This is a genomic window from Mesorhizobium sp. M6A.T.Ce.TU.016.01.1.1 (assembly GCF_003997065.1).
Classification (GTDB): domain Bacteria; phylum Pseudomonadota; class Alphaproteobacteria; order Rhizobiales; family Rhizobiaceae; genus Mesorhizobium; species Mesorhizobium mediterraneum.
The window spans coordinates 548,920-570,838 of record NZ_RZTJ01000002.1 but is presented as its reverse complement, the minus strand read 5'-3'; the positions used below and the strand labels follow the sequence as shown (position 1 = coordinate 570,838).

Here is a 21,919-nt window from a genome sequence, read left to right as displayed (position 1 = left end):
AGGAACTGTTCCGTGGCCACACAAAGCAGCAAGCCATCTCTCGCGCGTCGATGGGAAGATTACCAGCCGGCCAAATCCACGCTTTTGTGGGCATGTGCGGCAACCGTCGTCGCCACGCTGATCATCGGTTTCAACTGGGGCGGCTGGGTGACCGGTGGCACCTCACGCGCGCTGGCGACAACTGCCGGCGACGTGGCGCGCGGCGAGCTGGCCTCGGCGGTCTGCGTCGATCGCTTCAATACGGCACCCGATGCGGCCGCCAAACTTGTCGAATTCAAGGCCATAACCGACAGTTACAAGAAGCGGCAGTTCATCGAGACGGGCGGCTGGGCGACCATGCCCGGGAAAACCTCGCCCGACAGGCTGGGTGCGCAAAGCTGTGCGGTCGCTCTCGCCGCCTGATATCATCGACCTCTCCGAGAGAAACGAGTTCTACACGAGAGCCTGAAAGAAAACCGCCGGGGCATCTCCCCGGCGCGCGGCCCGCCGGCAAGGAGATCGATCCATGATTGCGTTCGTCCCGAAGCCAAATGCTGTGGCGAAGACCAAAGAGGCAGAGGAAAGCCGCTTCGATCGCATTCGCAGACTTGCCGATAAGCATAGGAAAGCTGACACCGGCACGATACGCCGCGACCCGCAAAAGACCGGCGACAAACGCCCTATGTGACGCCCGCGTGCCGCCACCTCACGAAACCGGTGCCGCACCGCCCTCTTCGGTGCGCCGCGCTATGAATTCGTCGAGGACGTCTGATGTGACAGCGGCCGAGGGCGGTGGCCGGAAGTCGGCCAACAGTCGTTTCCAGATGCCGGTGGCGCGCTCCGTGGCGGTTCTTGACCCGGCCTGCGTCCAGTTGCCGAAATTCGACCAGTCGGCCACCAGCGGCTCGTAGAATGCGGTGCGGTAGCGCGCCATTGTGTGTCCGGCCGAGAAGAAATGCCCGCCCGGCTGCACTTCCGCGATGGCCTCGAAGCCGATCGCGTCCTCGTCGCCAGGCGTCGCCGCGCAGAGTTCGGCGACCGTCTGCAGCGCCTCGATATCGGTGATCAGCTTCTCGAAGGAGACGCTCAGCCCGCCTTCGAGCCAGCCCGCGGCATGGATGCAGACCGTGGCGCCAGCAAGCACCGAGCCCCACAGCGCGAACTGGGTTTCGTGGGCTGCCTGCGCGTCCGAAATGTTGGCGGCGCTGCCGCCACCGGACCGCCAGGGAAGGCCGGTGAAGCGCGCAAGCTGACCGGCGCCGAGCGTCGCCTTGATGTGCTCCGGTGTGCCGAAGGCCGGCGCTCCGGATTTCATGTCGACATTGGACGAGAAGGAACCATAGACGACCGGCGCGCCTGGCCGCACGATCTGGGCCAGCGTCAGCCCGACCAGCGCTTCGGCATGCTGCAGCGTCAGCGCGCCGGCCACCGTGATCGGCGCCATGGCGCCGGCCAGGCAGAAGGGCGTGATGATCAACACCTGCCCCGCCTTGGCAAAGTCGATGATGCCTTGCGCCATCGGAATGTCGAGCTGACGCGGCGAATTGGTGTTGATGACGGTGTAGCAATAGGCCCCCGAACGGAATTCGTCCTCGGACAGGCCGCGCGCCAGCCGCAGCATCTCGAACCCGTCCTCGACCTGCGGCGTGCCGCGCGCGAAAATGAACGGGAACTTGTCGGACAGCGTCAGCTGAGCCCGGTTGACGGCATAATGGCGCAAACGGTTGTCGATGTCCTGCGGCTCGATGCAAGGCCCCAGCATATGCAGGACGTCGAAATGCTGCACCAGCCGAATGAGATCCTCGAAAGCGGCAAGCGTCCCCGGCCGCCGGCCGCGCTCTAGATCGGTGACGTTCGGCGCGCCGGATCCCGCCAGGAACGTCATCGAGCCGAGCTCGAGCATCAGGTCTCGGGCACGGTCGCCGGCGTGCGCCCGGATCGATTTCGGCGCCGAGGCCAGCGCCGCCGCGACGATGTCGCGGCCGAGGCGCACCATCTGACTGTCCTCGTCGACCAAAGCGCCGGCACGGGCAAGAATGAGACGCGCTTCCGGCAACAGCACCTTGACACCGAGTTCCTCGAGCACGCGCAGCGCCGTGTCGTGGATCGCGGCGACGTGGTCGGCCGAAAAGACAGGCTGCGGCAGGAACGGGTTCTTCAGCGAACGATAGTCCGGCCGGCGGCTGCTCTCGCTGCCAGCCTCGCCGGTTCGTCCGCGCCTGCGTTCGCGCCTGAGGTTGCGTGCGGCGTCATCGACCATGGCGGATACTCCTCATTGCCGTATTGCCTTGCCCTGGGGATCGTAGGGAGAGGCCGCGATGACGCGCGCCGGCCGTTCGTTAGAGGCGGCAGGATACTTGCACTGTACATATGTGTCTAGTATGGTTGTATGCAGCTCTCCCCCATGCCTATTGTGCGGCCATGATCATGATTGCTCCGCGGGACGAGCCGGCGCCCGGCAACATCAAGGTGACGCGCTGGGACTGGATCAGTCTTGCGCTCCAGACATTGATTTCAGACGGCATCGAAAGCGTGCGCGTGCTGCCGCTCGGCCAGAAGCTCGGCGTTTCGCGCTCAAGCTTCTACTGGTATTTCGATAGCCGTCAGGATCTGCTCGACCAGTTGCTTGCCCATTGGCGGGATACCAACACCAAGGCGATCGTCGAACGCGCGCAGCGGCCCGCCGAAAGCATCATCATCGGTGTCATGAACGTGTTCGAATGCTGGGCGGACGAGCGCCTGTTCGATCCCAGGCTCGACTTCGCCATCCGGGAATGGGCGCGTCGCTCCGATGACGTGCGCCGGGCAATCGACCAGGCCGACAATGACCGCCTGGGCGCGATCCGCGACATGTATCGCCGGCATGGCTATGATGAAGAGGATGCCTTCATCCGCGCCCGGGTGCTCTACTACATGCAGATCGGTTATTATGTGCTCGACCTCAAGGAGCCAGTCGAGGCGAGGGTCAGTCATCTCGCCGCTTATCTTCGCAGTTTCACCGGCCAGGAGCCAAGCGACGCCGACGTGGCGCATTTCATGCGCTTTGTCGCGGCGCGGTAATGTGAACGCGGGTCCGCGCCTGCGGGGCGTTGGAGGTGGGCCGCAGGCCCTACCCCCTATCAACAAACTGTACCGCGCAAATCTCCCTCGCCCTTGTGGGTGGGGTCAAAATGGACGAATAGTCTTGGCTGGAGCGCCGCCCTGAAATTGCACCCGTGCAGTTTCTCACGGGGAGGCGTAGCCGCAGCCGGATCCTGGAATGGCCAGTCCTTTGAAACCACGCAAGAGAAGAGGTCCGATTGCCGCAAGACTGCTGGCTGCGGATGCGTGGTTCGATTCCTCGCTCTACGAGATCGGCTTCAAGGCGCGCCGGTTCTGGGAAGCGGCCACCATTTTTTTCCGGCGCTTCCGCGTCTCCGGCTGGCGCCGCGGCATCATCGAACTGTTGAGCGAGGGTTTCACGCTCGGCGCCGGCGGCATCGTCGTCATGCTGGCGCTTGCGCTGCCAGCCTTCCAGGAGACCGCCGGCGACTGGCGGGCCCAGGGTGATTTCGCCGTCACCTTCCTCGATCGCTACGGTAACGAGATCGGCCAGCGCGGCATCATCCAGCGCGATTCGGTGCCGGTCGACGAGATGCCCGACCAGGTCATCAAGGCGGTGCTGGCCACCGAGGATCGGCGTTTCTTCGATCACTACGGCATCGATGCGCTCGGTCTTTCGCGCGCGATCTTCGCAAATGTGCGGGCGAATTCCGTGGTGCAAGGGGGCTCGAGCATCACCCAGCAGCTGGCCAAGAACCTGTTCCTGACCAATGAACGGACATTGGAACGCAAGATCAAGGAAGCCTTCCTGTCGCTGTGGCTCGAGGCCAATCTGTCGAAGAAGGAGATCCTGCAGCTCTATCTCGACCGCGTCTATATGGGCGGCGGCACCTTCGGCATCGAAGCGGCCGCTGATTTCTATTTCGGAAAAAGCGTCAAGGATCTGAACCTCGCCGAAGCAGCGATGCTGGCCGGCCTGTTCAAAGCACCGACCAAATACGCGCCGCACATCAACCTGCCTGCTGCCAGGGCGCGGGCCAATGTGGTGCTGTCCAATCTCGTCGAGGCCGGCTTCATGAGCGAGGGTCAGGTGCTGCAGGCGCGGCTGCATCCGGCCGAGATCGTCGACCGCGGCGAGCAGAAAAGCCCGGATTACTACCTCGACTGGGCATTCGAAGAGGTCAAGAAGATCGCGGCGAAGTCCGGCCAGCATTCGCTGGTCGCTCACACCACTTTCGACGCCAACATCCAGAAGGCGGCGGAAGAATCGATGGAGTTCCATCTCCGCCAGTTCGGCAAGGAATACAACGTCACCGAAGGCGCCATGGTCGTCATCGAAACCAATGGCGCAGTCAGGGCGATCGTCGGCGGCCGCGACTACGGTGCCAGCCAGTTCAACCGCGCCACCAAGGCGCTGCGCCAGAGCGGCTCATCGTTCAAACCCTATATCTATGCAACGGCGATGGAGCACGGCTTCACTCCGGACTCCGTCGTTTCCGGCGGGCCGATCTCCTGGGGCAGTTGGTCGCCTCACAATTACAATGGCGGGTCGGCCGGCAAGGTCACGCTGATCACAGCGATGGCCAAATCGATCAACACCGTGCCGGTGCGGCTGGCCAAGGATTATCTCGGCATCAAGCCGATCAAGGCGATGGCGGAAGCCATGGGCGTCGAATCGCCGCTCGAATCGCACAAGACGATGGTGCTCGGCACTTCGGGCATGACCGTGATGGACCAAGCGACAGGCTATAGCGTCTTCGCCCAGAACGGCTTTGTCGGCTCCCGGCATGGCATCACCCAGCTCGTCACCCATACCGGCGAAATGGTTTACGATTTCGCCAAGGATGCGCCGCCGCCGCATCGTGTGCTGTCGGAACAGGCGCTGAAATATATGAACACCATGCTGGCGGCGGTGCCGGTGATGGGCACGGCGCGGCGCGCTGCGCTTCCCAACATCGTTTCGGCCGGCAAGACCGGCACCACGCAGTCTTACCGCGATGCCTGGTATGTCGGCTTCACCGGCAACTACACGGCTGCCGTGTGGCTCGGCAATGACGACTTCACCCCGACCAACAACATGACCGGCGGCTCTCTGCCGGCGATGGTGTGGCAGCGGCTTATGGTCTATGCGCACCAGAATATCGATCTCAAGCCGATCCCCGGTCTCGATCATCCCTTCGTTGACGAAAAAATTGCCGCCAAGGCCGAGGACGCGGAAAAGAAGAACGCCGAGCAGGCAGCGGCGGACGCCGCCGCCGAGCGCCCGCCGGTGCTGTCCAGCCAAACCACGCGGGCGCTCAAGGACATCACGAGGCTGTTCCAGTCGGCGCCCGTCCTCAAGGCACCTGCGACGCCGGAGACCCTGTCGGCGCTTTGACGCCCGCACACGACGGGTCATGCTCGCGCAGGCAATTCCACAGAGGTCCGCTTGCCATGGCCCCCTGCCCCGCGATATCCCCGAGCGGCACTCCTCTTTCCCGCGGCTCCTCATGCTCAAAAACGCATTCCTGACGCTCCTCGCGCTTGCCATAGCCATCGGCGGCGGCGGCGGCGGCGTCTGGCACGCTCTCAAGACGCAGGATGGCATCGGCGCGATCCGGATCGGCCCATGGACGGCGTTTCCCGATATCGGCACGCAGGCGGCGGACCCCTATTCGAAAGCCCGTGTGGCGCGCGAGGGTGTGCTGGCGCTCGGGCAGGCAGAGGGCCTGTCTTTTGTCGCCGAGCGCGATTCCGGCGGCGAGCAATTGAAACGTCAATGCGCCTACGAAATCGAAGGCGGATTTCCAACGGCCCGGTTCTGGACCCTCTATGCCGCCGATCAGTCGCTCGGCGTGATCGAGACCGACAAGCCGAGGCTTGCGGCACTTCAATCCTACCAGGTGCTGCGCCAGCCCGACAATTCGGTGGTGATTTCCGTCGGCCACCGCCCCGCGCCCGGCAACTGGCTGCCTTCCGACGGCTCCGGTCGGATGTATTTCGTGCTGACATTCTACGACACGCCGATCGCCAGCAGCACGGGTCTTTCGGATATCACGCTACCGCAGATCCTGAAGGTCGGCTGCAATGCGTAGGCTGCTGCACGCGATCTTGCTCGGCCTGCTTGGCGCCGGTGTCGTGCATATCATCGTGCTGCTGCTCGTCCCGGAATTTTCCGAACGCGATGCCTGGTCGCGTCTGGCCATGGCCTCGGACCTCTATAGGATGACCAGGCTGGACGCAGAGGCCGGCGGCACGCCGGTGGTAAAATCCGTCGATCCACTGTTTTACGCGGCGGCTTGCCGGTTCGATCTGTCCGAAGGGATGGTGCGGATCAAGGCACCCGGAAACGTCCCGTTCTGGTCCGTATCGGTCTATGACCGAAGCGGCCACAACATCTATTCCTTCAACGACCACAGTGCGACCGGAAGAGTGCTGGACAGTATCGTGCTGACGCCGGCGCAGATGATCGAGATCCGCAAGAATCTTCCCGAGGAATTGCAAGGGGCAATCTTCGTCGAGGCGCCCATCGACGAAGGCATGTTCGTCATCCGCTCCTTCGTGCCCGACGACAGCTGGAAGCCGGTCGTGTCACGGTTTCTCGAGCAGAGTTCCTGCGAGCTACAGGATTTCTAAAGGGATCCCGAAACTCAGTGGTGCGGAACAGGCAGCGTCCCTGACGAGCCTGGCATCGAGCCCGGCTTGTCGAGACCGGCGCCTGTCCGGGTCTCGCCCGTCAGTGGCCGTTGCTCATAACGGACGCCGGGGAAAATGATCACCGCCGCCGGTATTCCGGTGTTTCGTTCTGCTCGATTGGTTGCCGCCGTTCGCGGCACGAAAGACAGTACCATGCCCATGGTTCGTGCATTCCTCTCGGTTGCCCCGGAGCACAACGCAACGCCTCCAATCTGATTAAGGACGGCAGTAGGTTAACGGAACGCTAACGGATCGCCGCTAACTTGATCTTTGTTCTTGGGAAATGCGAAACCGACACAGTCCCGGTCGAGCATGGTCCAGATTGTGTCGAGTGTCAGGCGTATCCTTCGTGTCAGCTTCGGATTTCAGGCAAATCGCTATACGGGCTGAATCGGGAAAGGCTGAAAGGCTGTTCCGTGCCGCGGTGTCGGCGTTCTGTTCGCTCACCCGCCCTTCGCGCCGGGAGATCGCACAGCTTGAAGATCTGACGCTTCCACTTTTCGCCAATGTGTCGGTCGAATCGCGCCGCTACGTCGCTGCCGCCCTTTCCGAGTGCGAATATGCGCCCACGGCGCTGGTCCGGCGGCTTTGCGAGGAGCCGGTCGACATCGCCGCCCCGCTGCTCATCCGCTCGCGCGCGCTCAGCAACATCGATCTCATCGCGCTGATCGGGCGGCACGGCCTGCCGCATGCGCGCGCCATTGCGCGCCGCAAGGACCTGAACCCGACCATCGCCCACCTGATCAAGGCGCTTGAAAAGCCGACGCTGGTGAGCGTGCGGCAGCCCGAGACGATCGCCAAGACGGCGCCTGAAAGCGCCGAAGTCGTTGTGCCCGGTCCCGACCGGCAGCAGGTGCCCGGCGCCGCCGCCGAAAATGCACGGCGCCGGCTGCGGTCGATGATGCATGCCGACGCGGAGAGCGGCGGCGCAACCATCAATCCGTTCACCGGTGCTGAAACCTATGTCAAACTGCGCGAGACGGCGCTGACCGGCAACGCCGCATTCTTCCAGACAGCACTGGCCGACGCGCTCGAAATCGATTTTTCAACGGCGCGGTCGCTCACCGCAACCCAGAACTACACGTCGCTGCTGGCCGCCCTGCGCGCGCTCGACCTCAGCGAAGACAAGGCGTTCCTGATCACCGTTGCCGTCTACCCCACAGAGTTTCCGCATCCGCAGGCCATCCGCATCTTCCTCGACCGCTACCGTCTGCTGCGTCGCGATGCAGCGCTGGACAGGGTTCGCGGCTGGAAGGCCGAGATACTGTCGAAGGCCATTCGCAGTACCGGACCCGTTGCGGCAAACGCCGACATCCGCAAGGCAGACAGCGACAATGCTGCCATCAGCCTTAAGGTGCGGCGCGTCTGAAGAGATTCAAGCGACGCGCCTTAAGTTTTTTGTTTTTATGCATGTCGTTATCCCAAAACCGCTGCGCACTTTTGGGCGACATACATGAAGGCGCGGCGCGTCTGAAGAGATTCAAGCGAACGTTTCAAGCCTTTGTCTTTCATGCATATCGTTAGAGCGACTTGACGGAAATAAGCTCCTCGACGGGAACAGCGCCGGCCTCGATCTCGACCACCCAGATGTCGGGATCGAATTTTTTCTCCCTTTCCAGTCGCGCGTCAAAGACGGCGGCATCGTCGCCAGCGCCGAGCAGGCTGAAAAACCGGTCGTCGGGTTTGGCTGAATCGTAGCTCGTCTGCGGCGCCGGCCCAAACAGGGCGATCTCGCCCATGCGGCCACGCGCCAGCACGAAGACCGCGCCGGCCTCGGTCGCGCCGCGCTTAACCACGGCGGCGAAGCCCCCGGCGCTGAAAACCCGGCGCAAAAGGGCCGACACCCACAGATCGGTGGTTACGCGCATGGCAAGGTTCTGGACGACATCGGACGGTACTAGAGCAAAGGTCCGAAAACCGAAATCGGTTTTTGCCCATCCGGTTGGCGAACGCCTCGACCGTCAGGCGTCGACTGTCAGTTGGTCAGGCCGATCTCGCGCATCTTGACGTAGACGACCTCGTCGGGCTCGCCAGTCTCCGGTAGCCCGAACAGTGACTGGAACTCCTTGATCGCTGCCTTGGTGCGTGCCCCGACCACGCCATCGAGCTGCATGTCGTCATTGCCAAATGCCTTCAAACCGGCCTGAATCTTGATAATGCGGGCGTCAGGTGCCTGCGCCGACGCATCCGCCGGCGCCGAAGCGGAAACGGAAATCGCGGCCATGTCGTCCGGGCGGGGCGCCGGATGCGGCACGACCGTCGAGGCGGTTGGCGTGGCGCCTAGTTGATCGAGCAGCACACTGTCGATCTCGCCGGAAGCGTTGAGCCCGACCTTCTGCTGATAGGCCTGTATGGCGTTGCGCGTGTTGGGGCCGGAAATGCCGTCGACGGTGCCGGAATAGAAATCGAGATCCTTCAAGATGCCCTGGACCTGCTTGACGACTGGATCGCTCTTGATCGGTGCCGGAGCCGGGCCGGGCCGCACGATGTTGATGGTGGTCTCTGGCTCGTCGGCGTCTGCGCGAGGAAAGCCCTCTATGCTCCTGGTCGCGAAGAACGCGCCGGCATGAGGAAAAGGCTGATACCACAGGGCATTCGCCGAGACGTAAAACAGCGTCACCAGGAAGGCGGTCGAACCGCCGACCAGAATCGGATTGCGCGAGATCAGGCTGCCGACGGCGACCGCGCCACCCTGGAAGGCATTGCCGCGGCGCTTGACCGCCTTAGGCTGTTTTGCGGAGCGAGCCATGCCTGTCCCCTTTCGTCTCCGCCTTGGCCACGGGCATCGGCAGCACGCCGGGCTTGTCCGTCGAACGTCCCTTCGGTCCGTTCACCGGCAAGCTGATCGTTACTGTGGTGCCCTCGCCCGGCATGCTTTCGATCGACATCGTGCCCTCGTGCAGCGCCACCAGGCCCTTCACCAGCGACAGGCCGAGCCCGGTTCCCTCGAAGCGGCGCGTATAGTCGTTCTGGATCTGCATAAACGGCTTGCCGAGATTGGCAAAGTCTTCCTCGGCGATGCCGATGCCGGTGTCCCTGACCCAGAAATGCAGTCGCGAGCCGATCCGCTTGGCGCCGACGATGACATCGCCGCCATCGGGCGTGAACTTGATGGCGTTGGAGACGAGATTGATGAGTATCTGCTGCACGGCACGGCGATCAGCGTTTATCTCGCCGGCATCCGGTGCGATCTGAGCCTGCAGATCGATGTTTTTTGCCTCGGCCTGCTGCCGCATCATGGACTGGCACATTTCGACCGCTTCCACGAAACGAAACGGTTCCGGCTCGGCCGCGTAGGCGCCCGATTCGATCCTCGACACGTCGAGTATCGAGGTGACGACGGCAAGCAAATGCTGGCCGGACTCCTTGACCAAGCCGACATATTCCTTCTGGCGCGGATCCTTGAACGTGCCGAACATCTCATGCAGCAGCATGTCGGAGAAACCGATGATGGCGTTCAACGGCGTGCGAAGCTCGTGGCTGACGACCGCCAGAAACCGTCCCTTCGCCACTTCGGCAGACGCGGCCGCCTCGTTCGCAGCGGCAAGCTCTTCGCGCAATCCGGCGACTTCGTCGTTTTCGCGCAAGACGAGCGTGAAGACGTCCTGCTGCTCCTTCGCCCGCGTCAGCTCAAGGGAAAACGGCCGGTAATTGTCCGCCGTTGGGCCGTGGCCGTTTTGCGGCAGCCGGACGCGAAAATCGAGCCGGCGCGTCGACGCGCCATCGCGCATGTCGGCCAGCGCGCTGAGGTATGCGACGCGATCGGACAGATGGATACGATCGAACAGGCCAGTACCGAACAGCAGCTCCGGCTGCAGTTTCAGGATCGTGCGCGCTTTTGCCGACGCATCCAGAACCTCGCCATGCCTGCCGACCCGCAGGACAACGGCGTCGATGACGTTCTCGAGCCGTTCGTCGGTCGCCGGATCAAGCTGCGCGCCGGCCGGGCTGCCAAGTCTCGCGACGCGGGGAACGAGGGTGAGCGCCCAGGCCAGCGGCAGCAACCAATGCCACGCAGCGATTTCTGCCGCGCCGAACGGGAAGACGGAACCGGCAAAAGCCTGCAGCACGATAGCGACAAATGCGGATACCGCACCCCACAATGCAGCGCGACGAGACGCGCCAATCCACCAGGCTTCGAACGGGAGCGCCACGACAAGCATGGCAACTGGAGAGGCCAGACCGCCCGCCGCGGCAATGACGCCGGCAAGGGCAAGACTGCCCATCGCCAGGGCGACCTGGCTGGCGAACGCCATCTTACCCGATGCTGCCACCAGCAAGGCGGCAAACCAGCAAAGGCCGAAAGCCGCAAAGATCGCAGCCATGGTCAGGGCCGCGCCCATGCCCGAGGTGACCAGCGTGACTGCTGCACCTGCGGCGAAGAACGGAGCGGCCAGCATGACACCGATAAACCGGCGCTGGCACCGGCGATCGTTCTGTCCGAGGATGGACGGATGAACCATACGTTCGCAACCGGCTGCCATCGCGCCGGGCAACTCAACGTATCTGGCCCCGATCGAACTCAACTCAACGCACTCGCACCCGGTCGTGAACAGCCCTGCTTCGCAGGTTGCTTTTGTTGCTCTGAAACTCGCATCCAGCGTTTAAGGAATGGATAAGGCGGGACCGACCAATGCCCGGCCTGAGGCAAATATTGGGAGACCGGCGCGGCAAAACCTGGGCAATTGCAGCCATAGTAAATGGAGCGTTATCCGGGCGGTTCGTCCTTCTGCCTCTGACAGTCGCCACCGGCACGCCGCACTTCTGGGAAATACCTGTAGAAAACAGCCAGATGGATGGTTAACCCCAAGTGAAGAAAATCATCTGGATTTGAGGCAAACGCATTGCAAAATGCTTCGTTTCGAATTTGCCTAAAATTTGAGGAAAATTTTCGCTGACCAGGCAAGCCGTCCTTTGCGCGTCTATGCCACTATCGTATCCAAAGAGGTCATGCCGCACGAATGCATGATCCGATCACGGATGAGAGGCATACAGATGGGCTTTCTGATAAGAATGGCTTTCTGGTTTTCGCTGGTGCTTCTGGCGCTGCCGCTGAATGTCGGCTCCGACGAGACAGGCCACCAAAGCGTCGGGCCGATCCAGGCCTTGTTTGCGGCGCGTGAAGCGGTCGGCGACATTGCCGGCATATGCGAGCGCAAGCCCGACGTCTGCGAGACCGGCAAGTCCGCAATGCACACGATCACCGCCCGAGCCAAGGAGACCGCCAAGATCGCGGCCGCCATGTTGGACGATAAGACCGCCGAACCCGACACTGCGACGACGACCGGCAGCGTGCCTGAGGACATCGTCTTGCCCGTGAAAGTCGTCTTGCCCGCAAAAGTCGACATGCCGGCGAAGAACTGAGATATTTTGTCAGCGCATCTGTCGCTGCATCGCAGGCCCTCCGCCCTCTCGACGCCTATGGTGTTTTTCCTCTTTTTCCGTGACGCGGCGTCGCCGGATGACTATATCCGGGGTGATGACCACGACGATCCAAACGATCCGCGACGACTTCTCCCTGCTTGACGAGTGGGAAGACCGCTATCGCTATGTGATCGAGCTGGGCGAGGCCCTGCCGCCGTTTCCCGATGAGGAACGCAACCCCGCCAACAAGGTGCCTGGCTGCGTCAGCCAGGTCTGGCTGACCACTGAATATGGACCGGGGCCCGACCCAGTCGTCACCTTCGCCGGTGATTCGGACGCCCATATCGTGCGCGGCCTCGTCGCTATCATGCTGGCGCTGTTTTCGAGACGACCCGCCAGCGAGATCCAGAAAACCGACGCGGAAGCCACGCTGAAGGCACTCGGCCTCGACGAGCACCTGTCGCCGCAACGCGCCAATGGTCTTCGTTCTATGGTCAAGCGCATCAAGCGCGACGCCGAGGCGGCCTTGAGGCAGACCGCCTGATTAGGCCACAGCGGGATTGGCCTGCATGATGGCGAGCCCTCGCATATGGCGCAACGCCTATCGATTGCTCCAGCAATGCCCCAAAAGCAAAACGGCGCCCGAAGGCGCCGTTGATCGTCTAACCCAGGTTGGGAAAGACAGCCGGTATCAGCGCCCCTTGCGCTTGCGGCCGAGACCCATCTTCTTGGCAAGCTGTGAGCGGGCGGCAGCATAGTTGGGAGCAACCATCGGATAGCTTGCGTCCAGGCCCCATTTTTCACGATACTCGTCGGGCGTCAGACCGTAGTGGGTCATCAAATGGCGCTTCAGCGACTTGAACTTCTTGCCGTCTTCAAGGCAGACGATGTAGTCGTCATGGACGGAGCGCTTCGGGTTTACTGCCGGCTTCTGCTTGTCGGCAGGAGGCTGTTCACTGGCCCCGCCCACGCGCCCGAGGGCGGCATGGACATCGGCGATAAGGCTCGGCAGCTCGCCGACCGGCACCGGATTGTTGCTGACATAGGCGGCTACGACATCGGCCGTCAATTCGATCAGCGCATCACTATTTCTGGAAGGTGTTTCGATAATATCCATGGCTTCATGGCCCCAACGAGAGTTGTTTCTATCCGCGCCCTATTTTTGGCAGGTCGGGCACCGCGCGAAATTTTTGCAGGAAAGAGCCTCTGCGATTCGCGTCGCAGCATTCTAATGAGCCAGTGCACCAAGTAAGTCAATTCGCTTCTTGTGCTATATTCATCGATGTTAATAAAATATTCCACGATCAGCTTCAATCTTTCGTGCACTCTGTAACTTTGCGATATTTTCTGGTCAGACCAGTGGCGGCTGACGCAGCGTCAAGCTGCCGTTACATCCGTGATGGACAGTAAAAATATCTGAATGCTTGGCTATGCTTGGTTGTAGCGTAAGCTATTTGGTTGTTTTCAGAGTCTACGAAACCATAGGTTGCGATTTATCCCTGCTGTCTGCGAGCAAGCCGGAAATCGGCGCTGCGGACCGGCACCGGGCCTTCATTGTGGCGTGATGTACTTTCCATAGACCCAGCCGGTGACGAAATTGCCGCTTTGGGCCGGATCGTGCCAGACTTCGCACCAGCGATAGCGGACTTTTTCCACCTGCTGCGAGGCCGGCTGATTGGCGATGTCGAGCAGGTTTATGCCGCCGGTGCATTTGCCGGTCATCTGCAATACGGCACCGTTGGGATAGGCGGCCTGCTTCTGCGATGACCCGGCCGGATATTTGCGCACGTTGAGTGTGTCGCCAAACGGAACGTTGGTCACTTGCCAAGCTGCGAACACGGTTGCATGAGATTGGCCGGTAAAGGCCAAAACAGTCGAGGCGACGGCGAAAGCCGCGGCAGCGTGAAAACGGAATTTCATTTTTTCTCTCTCCTCCGGCTCATCTTCTGGAGCTCGGCGCAAAACATATATTCCGGCTCTTGAACCTGCGCTGATCGGCGTGTTCATTCTCCATTCAAGTAACTTCCACAGCGAGACGCAATGACCAGAACCCCAGCATTTCCGACTGTCAGCCCGCCACAACCAGAGAAGCGACCGGTCTTCGATATACATCATGGAGTAAACCGGACGGACGACTATGCCTGGCTGAGAGCCGACAATTGGCAAGAGATGTTCAGGGACCCGTCCCTGCTCGACGGCCAAATCCGCGCCCATCTCGACGCCGAGAACGTCTATCAGGCAGCGTTGATGGCCGACACCGCCCAGTTGCGGACGCAGCTTTTTAAGGAGATGAAGGGCCGCATCAAGGAAGACGATTCTTCGGTGCCGATGAAGGATGGGCCATACGCCTACGGGTCATCTTTCAAGCTTGGCGGCGAGCAGCCGCGTTATTTCCGAACACCGCGCGATGGCGGCGACGAGCAGATCCTGCTCGACGGCGACCTCGAGGCCGAGGGCAAGGCCTATTTCCGCCTCGGCGGCGTCGACCATTCGGCCGATCACGGCAAGCTCCTGTGGGCGTTCGACGACAAGGGCTCTGAATTCTTCACGCTTCGCGTGCGCGATCTCGCCAGCGGCGAAGAGTTGCCGGATAGGATCCCGGACACAGGTGGCGGCGGCGTGTGGGACGCAGGCAACGACGGATTTTTCTATACCCGTCTCGATCCCAACCACCGTCCTTCCAAGGTGCTGTTCCATACCCTTGGCGACAGTCATGAGAACGACCGGCTGATCTATGAGGAAACCGATCCAGGCTTCTTCATGAATGTCGGCGGCACGCGCTCCAACGAGTGGATCATGATCGGCATCAACGATCACGAGACGTCGGAGTACCGACTGATGAGCGCCAGCGAGCCGTTCGCCGAACCGAAGCTGGTTTCGCCGCGCGAGACCGGCCTGCAATACGACCTCGAAGAAGGCGGCGACATCTTCTTCATTCTCACCAACGCCGACGGCGCCAAGGATTTCAAGATCATGACGGCGCCGGCGAACGACCCGGTGCGTGCTAACTGGCAGGAACTGGTGCCGCACGAGGCGGGCCGGCTGATCCTCTCGGTGATCGGCTTCAAGGACCATATGGTCAGGCTTGAACGCAAGGAAGGCCTTCCGCGCATCGTCGTGCACGATCGCAAAAGCGGCGAGGAACACCTCATCTCTTTCGACGAGGAAGCCTTCTCGCTCGGCCTGTCGGGATCCTATGAATACGACACCGAGATCATGCGCTTTTCCTACTCGTCGATGACGACGCCGGCGCAGGTCTTCGACTACAACATGCGCACCCGCGAACGTGTGCTGCTGAAGACCCAGGAAGTTCCGTCCGGTCACGACCCGGACCATTATGTGACGCGGCGGCTGATGGCGCCCGCCGCCGACGGCGAACTGGTGCCGGTCTCGCTCATCCATCACCGCGAAACACCGCTCGACGGATCAGCGCCTTGCTTGCTCTACGGCTACGGATCCTACGGCATCACGGTGCCGGCCGCGTTCAACACCAACTGCCTTTCACTGGTCGATCGCGGCTTCGTCTACGCAATTGCCCATGTCCGCGGCGGCAAGGAAAAGGGTTACGGCTGGTACGACGACGGCAAGCGGGCGCACAAGATGAACACGTTCACCGATTTCGTCGCAGTCGCACACCACCTCGTCGCCGAGCGCTACACGGCCCATGACCGCATTGTCGCCCAGGGCGGCTCGGCCGGCGGCATGCTGATGGGCGCGATCGCCAACATGGCGCCGGAATGTTTTGGCGGGATCGTGGCCGAGGTTCCGTTCGTCGACGTGCTGACCACGATGCTCGACGCGACCTTGCCGCTGACGCCACCGGAATGGCCCGAATGGGGCAACCCGATCGTCTCGGAGGAAGACTACCGGACGATCGCAGCCTACTCGCCCTACGACAATGTCGCCGCGCTCGACTATCCGCCGATCCTGGCGCTTGCCGGCCTCACCGACCCGCGTGTCACCTACTGGGAACCGGCCAAATGGGTAGCGCGGCTGCGCGACCGCAAGACTGGCGACAATCCGGTGCTGTTCAAGATCAACATGGACTCCGGCCATGCCGGCGCATCCGGCCGGTTTTCCAGGCTCGAGGAAATCGCCTTCACCTATGCCTTTGCGCTGAAGGTGGCGGGCAAGGCCACCACAGCGCCGGCCGCCCTTTTGGACGCGCAAAGGGCGCTGTAGGAGCTTGATCTTGCGCATGATCCTCAGCGGAAATTCGATTCCGATCCCGGGTCATGCGCTACTGATTTTCTGCTCGCAATTGCGATGGCCGCGCGCTACCCAATGCGCGGCTTTTCGCGGCCGCGCCAACCAAAATCACCCAGTCACTCCAAAGGGTCTGCCATGTTGCTCGTCGACGTCTATCTCGACAAATCGCCTATCCAAGGCATTGGTGTTTTTGCCAAGAACCACATTCCCCGTGGCACACTGGTTTGGAAGCTCGATCCCAATTACGACCGGCGCATCCCTGTCGAGACCTATGAGCGCGAAACCGGGCCGATCAAAGCCTATCTCGATCGCTATTCCTATCCCGACCGGCGCGACCCCAACTACATCGTCTTCGAAGCCGACGACGCGCGCTACATGAACCATGCCGATGACCCGAATTGCGACGTCGCCTCGCCCGAGGAGACATATGCGTTGCGCGACATCGCGGCCGGCGAAGAATTGACCTGCGACTACAATCATTTCTTCGAAACCGGCTTCGATTTCCTGGGCGATCGCCACCCGTAATCGAACATTAGCTCGAAGGCTGCTTGCGTGCCGGATAGCCGTCGGGATGCGGCGGGACGGCTTTCAAGTAGGCTGCGATCGCCGCGCGGTCCTCGGGCGTCAGTTCGGCCATGTTTCTCTGCACATCGACCATGGCGCCGCCCACGGAATCGAAATCCGGCGTGAAGCCGGTTTCGAGATAGTAGGCGATATCGGTCTCTGACCAGTCACCGAGCCCGCCTTCGCCCGAAGTGATGTTCGGGACGATGCCGCTGCCTTCGGCGGCCGCAGCACCCGCTAGCCACTCGCTCTTCCTGGTGCCGCCGGTAAAGTCTCGCGGCGTGTGGCACTCGCCACAATGGCCCGGCCCTTCGACCAGGTAGCGGCCGGCCATCACCGGATCCGGCGTGCCATCGGGGAAGGAAACCACTGGCTGGTCGCTCAAATAGAGACGCTTCCACAGCCCGATGCCGCGACGGATGTTGAACGGGAATCCTAGCGCATTGGGCGGCGCCTTGCCGGTGACAGCGGGGAGCGTCTTCATGAAGGCATGGAGATCGGCAATATCGGTCGGCTTCATGCGCGCGTAGGATGAATAGGGAAACGCGGGGTAAAAATGTTCGCCGCCCGGCGACACACCCTTCAGCATGGCGTTGGCGAGGTCTTCCACCGACCAGGCGCCTATACCGTCCTTGGCATCCTGCGAAATGTTTGGCGGCACGAAAGTGCCGAACGGCGTCTTGAGTTGGAGACCGCCGGCCAGTTGAAGGCGCGCATCGCCTTGCGAGCCTGGCTTCGCATGACAGGACGTGCAGCCGCCGGCATAAAAAATACGCTTGCCCCTGGCGGCATCGCCGGGGCCGAGCTGCGCCAGGGTCTCAGCGTCGAGCCTGACCGGCGCCGACAGGAACCAGCCGGCAACTGCGCCGGCGGCGCCTAGAAGAAGGGTCGCGCCGACGAGTTTTTTCAGCAGGCGCATCGCCCGCTATCAGCCCTTCTTTATCCTGTAGGTCTGGTGGCAGGTGCCGCAATCACCGCCAATGGTATTGAACTGCGCCTTCAAGGCATCGACGTCGGCAGGGGCGGCGGCCGCCGCAGCCTTGACGTTGGCGAGATACTTGCCCTCAACCTCCTTGAAGCCGGCCATATCTTCCCAGATCTTGGGAGCAGCCGTGGTGTCGCCGGTGTCGCTGCCCGCCGGGAAAAAAGTGTCGACGTTGGCATGGAATTTCTCCGCGTTGGCCTGCAGCGCCTGCAACGCCGTCAGCACGGCGGCGGCGTCGTAGGGGGCCTCGCCCTTGACAACTTTCGACAATTGGCCGGCGATCTTTCCACGTTCCTTCATCAGGGCCTGCCGGTCCTGGATCGGATCGGCAAACGCCGCCGAACCGGCGAAGGCGAGCATCGAGATGGCGAGGATAAGCTTTCTCATTCAACTGGCTCCATGGTGAAGACGTTTTCGGGTGACGGTCGGAACTGATCGATAACGGCAAAGGTGGCTTAAAAATTCCGGAAATTCGCCTCACGGTTATGTGAATTTTTGCGACAGTCGTTCTGTGTTGGAAAAAGCGGCCGAGCTTGCGCCAAAAGAAAAGCCCCGGCTTTTCCGGGGCTTTTCTGCAAATCGATCAGGTCTAGGCCTTTTCGTAGAGCTCAAGGACATGGTCCCAGTTGATGAGACTGTCGACGAAGGCTTCGAGATATTTCGGCCGGGCGTTGCGATAGTCGATGTAATAGGAGTGCTCCCAGACATCGACGCCCAGGATCGGCGTCGCGCCATGGACCAGCGGGTTCTCGCCGTTCGGAGTCTTCGAGATTGCCAGCTTGCCGTCCTTGACCGAAACCCAGGCCCAGCCCGAACCAAACTGGGTGGTTCCGGCGGCGATAAAGTCCGCCTTGAATTTGTCGTAGCCGCCAAGGTCGCTGTCGAACGCCTTTTGCAGCGCGCCCGGCAATTTGTTGCCGCCGCCGCCCTTCTTCATCCACTTCCAGAAGTGGATGTGGTTGTAGTGCTGGGCGGCATTGTTGAAGAGCCCGGCATTCTTGCCGAAGGACTGTTTTACAACGTCTTCGACCGACAAATCGCCCAGGCCGGCTTCGGCAGCCAGCTTGTTGCCGTTGTCAACATAGGCCTTGTGGTGCTTGTCGTGATGGTACTCCAGCGTCTCCTTCGACATGTAAGGCTGCAAGGCCTCGTAGTCATAGGGCAAGGCGGGCAGTTCAAAAGCCATCGGTCGTACTCCTCGTGGAAAAAATCCGGTGTCGATACCGGACTAACATAGGTCTGGATTGATGTGGAGCAACTCCGGAATGAAGCGCCGGTTCCCTTTTTAGCCAGTCAGCCGGCCGAAGTCGAATGCGCCCAATCCCAATAGAGTTCGCGCGCCTTCTTGGCTACAGGCCCGGGTTGTAGATTGCGGTCCTCGATGCGGGTGACCGGCACGACTTTCGAATGGTTTCCCGTCGAGAATATCTCGTCTGCTTCGAGGAAATCGCGCACCGACAGCGTCTTCTCGGTGGTCTTGAACCCGTACTCGCCAAGCAGCGTCATCGTCCGCGAGCGGGTGATGCCGGACAGGAACGTGCCATTCGGCGCCGGCGTCAGGACATGGCCGTCCTTGACCAGGAAAATGTTCGAGGTTCCGGTCTCGGCGACATTGCCCAACATGTCGAGCACCAAGGCGTTGTCGAAGCCGCGCATCTTGGCTTCGAGGATGGCACGGCCGTTGTTGGGATAGAGGCAACCGGCCTTGGCATTGGTCGGCATGGTTTCGATGGTCGGGCGCCGGAACGGCGAGACGGTGACCGAAAAGCCCGCTGGCGAGATCATCGGCGATTCGTAGAGGCAAAGGCAGAAACGGGTCGAGGCCGGATCGGCCGGCACGCCCATGTAACCACCATGCTCGGCCCAGTACATCGGCCTTATGTAGACCGCCGTCTTGCCATCGAACTTCTTCAGCCCGTCCCAGGTTAGCCCGACGATTTTTTCGGTGCTCATGGATGGTTTGAGGCCGAGCGCGATCGCCGAGGCGTTCACCCTCGCGGCGTGGCGATCGAGGTCGGGGGCGACGCCCTCGAACCAGCGGGCGCCGTCGAACACGCTGGTGCCGAGCCACATGGCATGGCTGCGCGGCCCCAGAATGGCGACGTTGCCTTCGTGCCAGTCGCCGTCCACGAAGGTCCATGTCGCGGATTGCGCCGCAGTCGCCAGTGTCATCGCTTGGTTCCGTTTCAGAGCTGTCCTGTGTCGCCAATGGAAGATGCTTTGGCGTCTGCCGTCAACGGGCATCGCTGAGATTTGTTGAGGCCAGCGCTATGTGAACTGCAATCTGTGCTTGCGCCTTGCCCTGCCTCGCCGCAAAACTGTCATCATGCACCATGCGGCTTACGTTTTCGACGCCTACGGCACGCTGTTCGACGTGCATGCCGCCGTACGCCGTCATGCCGACCAGATCGGGCCAGACGGCCAGCTGCTTTCGGAGATCTGGCGCGCCAAGCAGCTGGAATATTCCTGGGTGAGGACGCTGATGGGCGCCTACGCCGATTTCTGGCAACTCACCGAGCAGGCGCTCGATTTCGCCTTGCGTAAGGTTCCCTCCGCAGACAAGGGGCTCAGGGCCAAGCTGCTCGACGCCTATTGGCGGCTCGACTGCTATCCGGAGGTGCCGGCCGTGCTCAAGGCGCTCAAGGCATCGGGCGCGAGACTGGCGATCCTCTCCAACGGCTCGCCTGAAATGCTGGAAGCGGCGGTCAAATCCGCCGCGCTCGACCAGGTTCTGGACGACATCTATTCCGTCGATGCCGTCAGGCGCTTCAAGACCGATCCGTCGGTCTACGACTTGATCACGACAGGCTGGCGCCTCTATCCGGGCGCGGTGTCGTTTCAGTCATCCAACCGCTGGGACGTCGCCGGCGCGACCAAATTCGGCTTCCGGACAGTCTGGATCAACCGCTCCAACCAGCCCGAGGAATACCGGGACTTTCCGCCGGCCCTGATCCTGCCCTCGCTCGAAGGCCTGTTGGCCGGAGGCTAGCGCATGACCCCAAAGTCGGAATCGATTTTTGGAAAGGATCGGGGGCAAAGTAAAAGTGCCACAGCGTCCTTTACGCGTCCAAATGGACGCGGCGCCGTAGGCCTGTTGCCTCGGTGCAACAGCGGCGGCGCCGTCACAGCTTTGCCTTTGTTTGTCCACCCTCAGGCCAGAATCGGAACCGCCTATCGCGCCGGGGCATTGGTAGGGCTGGCGCCGTACCGATCGGCGTATTCATGTTTTGTTTCGATTTGAGACCTAAAAAAAGGCAACCATGTCCACAACCGAAATCGAATCCTATCGCCTGAGCCGTCGCGGCTTTCTCAACGCCGCTGCGCTCGGCGCCGCCTCGATTGCGGTTTCCGCCTGCACCACGGTGGGAGGGCAGCCGGTTGAGCCTCCGCCGCCAGCCAATGTCGAGCCACCGCTCCTGGACTATGCAACAATGTACGCTCCGGTCAGCGACGGTGGGTTCGACCTCCCGGGCATACCGTTCGAGAAAATCGACGAGCAATTTCTGCGTCAGATCGTTCCCGATCCGACCGGCCAACGGCCCGGCACCATCGTCGTCGATACGGCCGGCCACCACCTCTATCTCGTGCGTCCGGGCGGACAAGCCATCCGTTATGGCGTCGGACTGGGTCGTGCCGGTTTCGAATGGTCGGGCGACGCCGTCGTCCAATGGAAGCAGAAATGGCCGAAATGGACCCCGCCGGACGAAATGATTGCCCGGCAGCCTGAGCTCGCAAAATACAGCGCCGACAATGGCGGCATGCCCGGCGGCCTCACGAACCCGCTCGGCGCGCGTGCGCTGTATCTCTTCCAGGGCAACCAGGACACACTTTACCGCCTGCACGGCTCGCCGGAGTGGAACTCCATAGGTAAATCGGTGTCATCTGGCTGCGTTCGCTTGATAAATCAGGACATTATCGATCTCTACGACCGCGTGCCCGGCAAGGCGCCGGTGATCGTTACCTCCGGTATCGGTGAACCGATGGATGCCCCAGCAAACCGGAAGGCCATTCCGATCGATGACGGCGTGCCGGAAGGATCGATCCTGCTCGGCGCGGCCAGAACAATCTCGGACTCGATTTTCTGAGCTGGTCGAAAGTGCT

The 21,919-nt window shown here is 61.7% G+C and carries 24 protein-coding genes and 1 tRNA gene; 14 read left to right on the top strand and 11 right to left on the bottom strand.

The genetic code is table 11. The features are described from left to right. The first annotated feature begins 12 nt into the window (after positions 1-12). Positions 13-402: a hypothetical protein gene (locus EOC94_RS05990; RefSeq protein ID WP_095486545.1), complete on the top strand. Its 390-nt coding sequence runs from the start codon at positions 13-15 to the stop codon at positions 400-402. A gap of 103 nt (positions 403-505) precedes the next feature. After that, positions 506-667: a hypothetical protein gene (locus EOC94_RS34045; protein WP_185928173.1), complete on the top strand. Its 162-nt coding sequence runs from the start codon at positions 506-508 to the stop codon at positions 665-667. A gap of 18 nt (positions 668-685) precedes the next feature. Here EOC94_RS34045 and EOC94_RS05985 read toward each other — a convergent pair whose 3' ends face one another. Next, positions 686-2,239 (bottom strand): trimethylamine methyltransferase family protein, encoded by a 1,554-nt coding sequence (locus EOC94_RS05985; protein ID WP_127289115.1) that lies wholly within the window; start codon positions 2,237-2,239, stop codon positions 686-688. Positions 2,240-2,400: 161 nt separating this feature from the next. On the opposite strand from EOC94_RS05985, the gene EOC94_RS05980 reads away from it, so the two are divergent. From EOC94_RS05980 to EOC94_RS05955, 5 genes are all read left to right on the top strand, one after another. Beyond that, positions 2,401-3,039, top strand: a complete 639-nt coding sequence (locus EOC94_RS05980; RefSeq protein ID WP_127289113.1) for a TetR/AcrR family transcriptional regulator — start codon at positions 2,401-2,403, stop codon at positions 3,037-3,039. A gap of 199 nt (positions 3,040-3,238) precedes the next feature. Further along, positions 3,239-5,398: a PBP1A family penicillin-binding protein gene (locus EOC94_RS05975; RefSeq protein WP_095486542.1), complete on the top strand. Its 2,160-nt coding sequence runs from the start codon at positions 3,239-3,241 to the stop codon at positions 5,396-5,398. A gap of 112 nt (positions 5,399-5,510) precedes the next feature. Continuing rightward, complete coding sequence (locus EOC94_RS05970) at positions 5,511-6,095, top strand: DUF1214 domain-containing protein (protein WP_095486541.1); 585 nt, start codon at positions 5,511-5,513, stop codon at positions 6,093-6,095. Further along, a complete protein-coding gene (locus EOC94_RS05965) occupies positions 6,088-6,636 on the top strand; it encodes a DUF1254 domain-containing protein (protein WP_095486540.1) in 549 nt (182 codons plus the stop codon). Before EOC94_RS05970 ends, EOC94_RS05965 begins: the two co-directional genes overlap by 8 nt. Positions 6,637-7,045: 409 nt before the next feature. Then, entirely contained in the window at positions 7,046-8,065 is a 1,020-nt protein-coding gene (locus EOC94_RS05955) for a hypothetical protein (RefSeq protein ID WP_185928172.1), read from the top strand. 151 nt (positions 8,066-8,216) lie between these two features. Here the strand turns inward: EOC94_RS05955 and EOC94_RS05950 are convergent, their stop codons facing one another. From EOC94_RS05950 to EOC94_RS05940, 3 genes are all read right to left on the bottom strand, one after another. Then, a complete protein-coding gene (locus tag EOC94_RS05950; protein WP_095486537.1) occupies positions 8,217-8,564 on the bottom strand; it encodes a DUF1491 family protein in 348 nt (115 codons plus the stop codon). A gap of 107 nt (positions 8,565-8,671) precedes the next feature. Then, on the bottom strand, positions 8,672-9,445 hold the full coding sequence (locus EOC94_RS05945; RefSeq protein ID WP_127289106.1) for a peptidoglycan-binding domain-containing protein: 774 nt from the start codon (positions 9,443-9,445) through the stop codon (positions 8,672-8,674). After that, complete coding sequence (locus tag EOC94_RS05940; RefSeq protein WP_127289104.1) at positions 9,420-11,159, bottom strand: HAMP domain-containing sensor histidine kinase; 1,740 nt, start codon at positions 11,157-11,159, stop codon at positions 9,420-9,422. The genes EOC94_RS05945 and EOC94_RS05940 overlap by 26 nt, the downstream gene beginning before the upstream one ends. Positions 11,160-11,691: 532 nt before the next feature. Between EOC94_RS05940 and EOC94_RS05935 the strand changes: the two genes are divergently transcribed. Both EOC94_RS05935 and EOC94_RS05930 read left to right on the top strand, forming a co-directional pair. Continuing rightward, on the top strand, positions 11,692-12,060 hold the full coding sequence (locus EOC94_RS05935; protein ID WP_127289102.1) for a DUF5330 domain-containing protein: 369 nt from the start codon (positions 11,692-11,694) through the stop codon (positions 12,058-12,060). A gap of 115 nt (positions 12,061-12,175) precedes the next feature. Next, positions 12,176-12,604, top strand: a complete 429-nt coding sequence (locus EOC94_RS05930; protein WP_095496748.1) for a SufE family protein — start codon at positions 12,176-12,178, stop codon at positions 12,602-12,604. 147 nt (positions 12,605-12,751) lie between these two features. On the opposite strand, the gene EOC94_RS05925 is transcribed toward EOC94_RS05930, so the two are convergent. Continuing rightward, positions 12,752-13,177 (bottom strand): MucR family transcriptional regulator, encoded by a 426-nt coding sequence (locus EOC94_RS05925; RefSeq protein WP_023800837.1) that lies wholly within the window; start codon positions 13,175-13,177, stop codon positions 12,752-12,754. A gap of 434 nt (positions 13,178-13,611) precedes the next feature. Continuing rightward, positions 13,612-13,980 carry a hypothetical protein gene (locus EOC94_RS05920; protein WP_095486534.1) on the bottom strand — a complete coding sequence of 123 codons (369 nt, stop codon included), beginning with the start codon at positions 13,978-13,980 and terminating at the stop codon, positions 13,612-13,614. Between the two features lie 120 nt (positions 13,981-14,100). On the opposite strand from EOC94_RS05920, the gene EOC94_RS05915 reads away from it, so the two are divergent. Continuing rightward, positions 14,101-16,242 (top strand): S9 family peptidase, encoded by a 2,142-nt coding sequence (locus EOC94_RS05915; RefSeq protein WP_126102928.1) that lies wholly within the window; start codon positions 14,101-14,103, stop codon positions 16,240-16,242. A gap of 162 nt (positions 16,243-16,404) precedes the next feature. Next, positions 16,405-16,794: an SET domain-containing protein-lysine N-methyltransferase gene (locus EOC94_RS05910; protein ID WP_126102929.1), complete on the top strand. Its 390-nt coding sequence runs from the start codon at positions 16,405-16,407 to the stop codon at positions 16,792-16,794. 7 nt (positions 16,795-16,801) lie between these two features. Here the strand turns inward: EOC94_RS05910 and EOC94_RS05905 are convergent, their stop codons facing one another. From EOC94_RS05905 to EOC94_RS34315, 5 genes are all read right to left on the bottom strand, one after another. Further along, positions 16,802-17,752, bottom strand: coding sequence for a cytochrome c (locus EOC94_RS05905; RefSeq protein ID WP_127289100.1), 951 nt, complete (start codon positions 17,750-17,752; stop codon positions 16,802-16,804). Positions 17,753-17,761: 9 nt separating this feature from the next. After that, positions 17,762-18,205: a cytochrome c gene (locus EOC94_RS05900; protein ID WP_095486530.1), complete on the bottom strand. Its 444-nt coding sequence runs from the start codon at positions 18,203-18,205 to the stop codon at positions 17,762-17,764. Between the two features lie 202 nt (positions 18,206-18,407). Then, positions 18,408-19,004 (bottom strand): superoxide dismutase, encoded by a 597-nt coding sequence (locus EOC94_RS05895; protein WP_126102931.1) that lies wholly within the window; start codon positions 19,002-19,004, stop codon positions 18,408-18,410. 107 nt (positions 19,005-19,111) lie between these two features. Next, on the bottom strand, positions 19,112-19,990 hold the full coding sequence (locus EOC94_RS05890; RefSeq protein ID WP_127289098.1) for a branched-chain amino acid aminotransferase: 879 nt from the start codon (positions 19,988-19,990) through the stop codon (positions 19,112-19,114). Between the two features lie 61 nt (positions 19,991-20,051). Next, complete coding sequence (locus EOC94_RS34315; RefSeq protein WP_164547003.1) at positions 20,052-20,198, bottom strand: hypothetical protein; 147 nt, start codon at positions 20,196-20,198, stop codon at positions 20,052-20,054. 268 nt (positions 20,199-20,466) lie between these two features. Here EOC94_RS34315 and EOC94_RS34040 point away from each other — a divergent pair. From EOC94_RS34040 to EOC94_RS05880, 3 genes are all read left to right on the top strand, one after another. Continuing rightward, a tRNA-Phe gene (locus EOC94_RS34040) sits at positions 20,467-20,545 on the top strand. Beyond that, positions 20,508-20,807 carry an HAD-IA family hydrolase gene (locus EOC94_RS34035; protein WP_158302624.1) on the top strand — a complete coding sequence of 100 codons (300 nt, stop codon included), beginning with the start codon at positions 20,508-20,510 and terminating at the stop codon, positions 20,805-20,807. The genes EOC94_RS34040 and EOC94_RS34035 overlap by 38 nt, the downstream gene beginning before the upstream one ends. A 271-nt stretch (positions 20,808-21,078) precedes the next feature. Further along, entirely contained in the window at positions 21,079-21,903 is an 825-nt protein-coding gene (locus tag EOC94_RS05880; RefSeq protein WP_127289096.1) for a L,D-transpeptidase, read from the top strand. Positions 21,904-21,919 lie beyond the last annotated feature (16 nt).

Excerpts from the sequence above, each read along its gene's own strand:
- EOC94_RS05925 (WP_023800837.1), bottom strand. The coding sequence starts at position 13,177 with ATGGATATTATCGAAACACCTTCCAGAAATAGTGATGCGCTGATCGAA.
- EOC94_RS05945 (WP_127289106.1), bottom strand. The coding sequence starts at position 9,445 with ATGGCTCGCTCCGCAAAACAGCCTAAGGCGGTCAAGCGCCGCGGCAAT.
- EOC94_RS05935 (WP_127289102.1), top strand. The coding sequence starts at position 11,692 with ATGGGCTTTCTGATAAGAATGGCTTTCTGGTTTTCGCTGGTGCTTCTG.
- EOC94_RS05915 (WP_126102928.1), top strand. The coding sequence starts at position 14,101 with ATGACCAGAACCCCAGCATTTCCGACTGTCAGCCCGCCACAACCAGAG.
- EOC94_RS05910 (WP_126102929.1), top strand. The coding sequence starts at position 16,405 with ATGTTGCTCGTCGACGTCTATCTCGACAAATCGCCTATCCAAGGCATT.
- EOC94_RS05895 (WP_126102931.1), bottom strand. The coding sequence starts at position 19,004 with ATGGCTTTTGAACTGCCCGCCTTGCCCTATGACTACGAGGCCTTGCAG.
- EOC94_RS34315 (WP_164547003.1), bottom strand. The coding sequence starts at position 20,198 with ATGCACGTCGAACAGCGTGCCGTAGGCGTCGAAAACGTAAGCCGCATG.
- EOC94_RS34045 (WP_185928173.1), top strand. The coding sequence starts at position 506 with ATGATTGCGTTCGTCCCGAAGCCAAATGCTGTGGCGAAGACCAAAGAG.
- EOC94_RS05970 (WP_095486541.1), top strand. The coding sequence starts at position 5,511 with ATGCTCAAAAACGCATTCCTGACGCTCCTCGCGCTTGCCATAGCCATC.
- EOC94_RS05975 (WP_095486542.1), top strand. The coding sequence starts at position 3,239 with ATGGCCAGTCCTTTGAAACCACGCAAGAGAAGAGGTCCGATTGCCGCA.
- EOC94_RS05980 (WP_127289113.1), top strand. The coding sequence starts at position 2,401 with ATGATCATGATTGCTCCGCGGGACGAGCCGGCGCCCGGCAACATCAAG.
- EOC94_RS34035 (WP_158302624.1), top strand. The coding sequence starts at position 20,508 with ATGCTGGAAGCGGCGGTCAAATCCGCCGCGCTCGACCAGGTTCTGGAC.
- EOC94_RS05900 (WP_095486530.1), bottom strand. The coding sequence starts at position 18,205 with ATGAGAAAGCTTATCCTCGCCATCTCGATGCTCGCCTTCGCCGGTTCG.
- EOC94_RS05940 (WP_127289104.1), bottom strand. The coding sequence starts at position 11,159 with ATGGTTCATCCGTCCATCCTCGGACAGAACGATCGCCGGTGCCAGCGC.
- EOC94_RS05890 (WP_127289098.1), bottom strand. The coding sequence starts at position 19,990 with ATGACACTGGCGACTGCGGCGCAATCCGCGACATGGACCTTCGTGGAC.
- EOC94_RS05880 (WP_127289096.1), top strand. The coding sequence starts at position 21,079 with ATGTCCACAACCGAAATCGAATCCTATCGCCTGAGCCGTCGCGGCTTT.
- EOC94_RS05985 (WP_127289115.1), bottom strand. The coding sequence starts at position 2,239 with ATGGTCGATGACGCCGCACGCAACCTCAGGCGCGAACGCAGGCGCGGA.
- EOC94_RS05905 (WP_127289100.1), bottom strand. The coding sequence starts at position 17,752 with ATGCGCCTGCTGAAAAAACTCGTCGGCGCGACCCTTCTTCTAGGCGCC.
- EOC94_RS05930 (WP_095496748.1), top strand. The coding sequence starts at position 12,176 with ATGACCACGACGATCCAAACGATCCGCGACGACTTCTCCCTGCTTGAC.
- EOC94_RS05965 (WP_095486540.1), top strand. The coding sequence starts at position 6,088 with ATGCGTAGGCTGCTGCACGCGATCTTGCTCGGCCTGCTTGGCGCCGGT.
- EOC94_RS05950 (WP_095486537.1), bottom strand. The coding sequence starts at position 8,564 with ATGCGCGTAACCACCGATCTGTGGGTGTCGGCCCTTTTGCGCCGGGTT.
- EOC94_RS05920 (WP_095486534.1), bottom strand. The coding sequence starts at position 13,980 with ATGAAATTCCGTTTTCACGCTGCCGCGGCTTTCGCCGTCGCCTCGACT.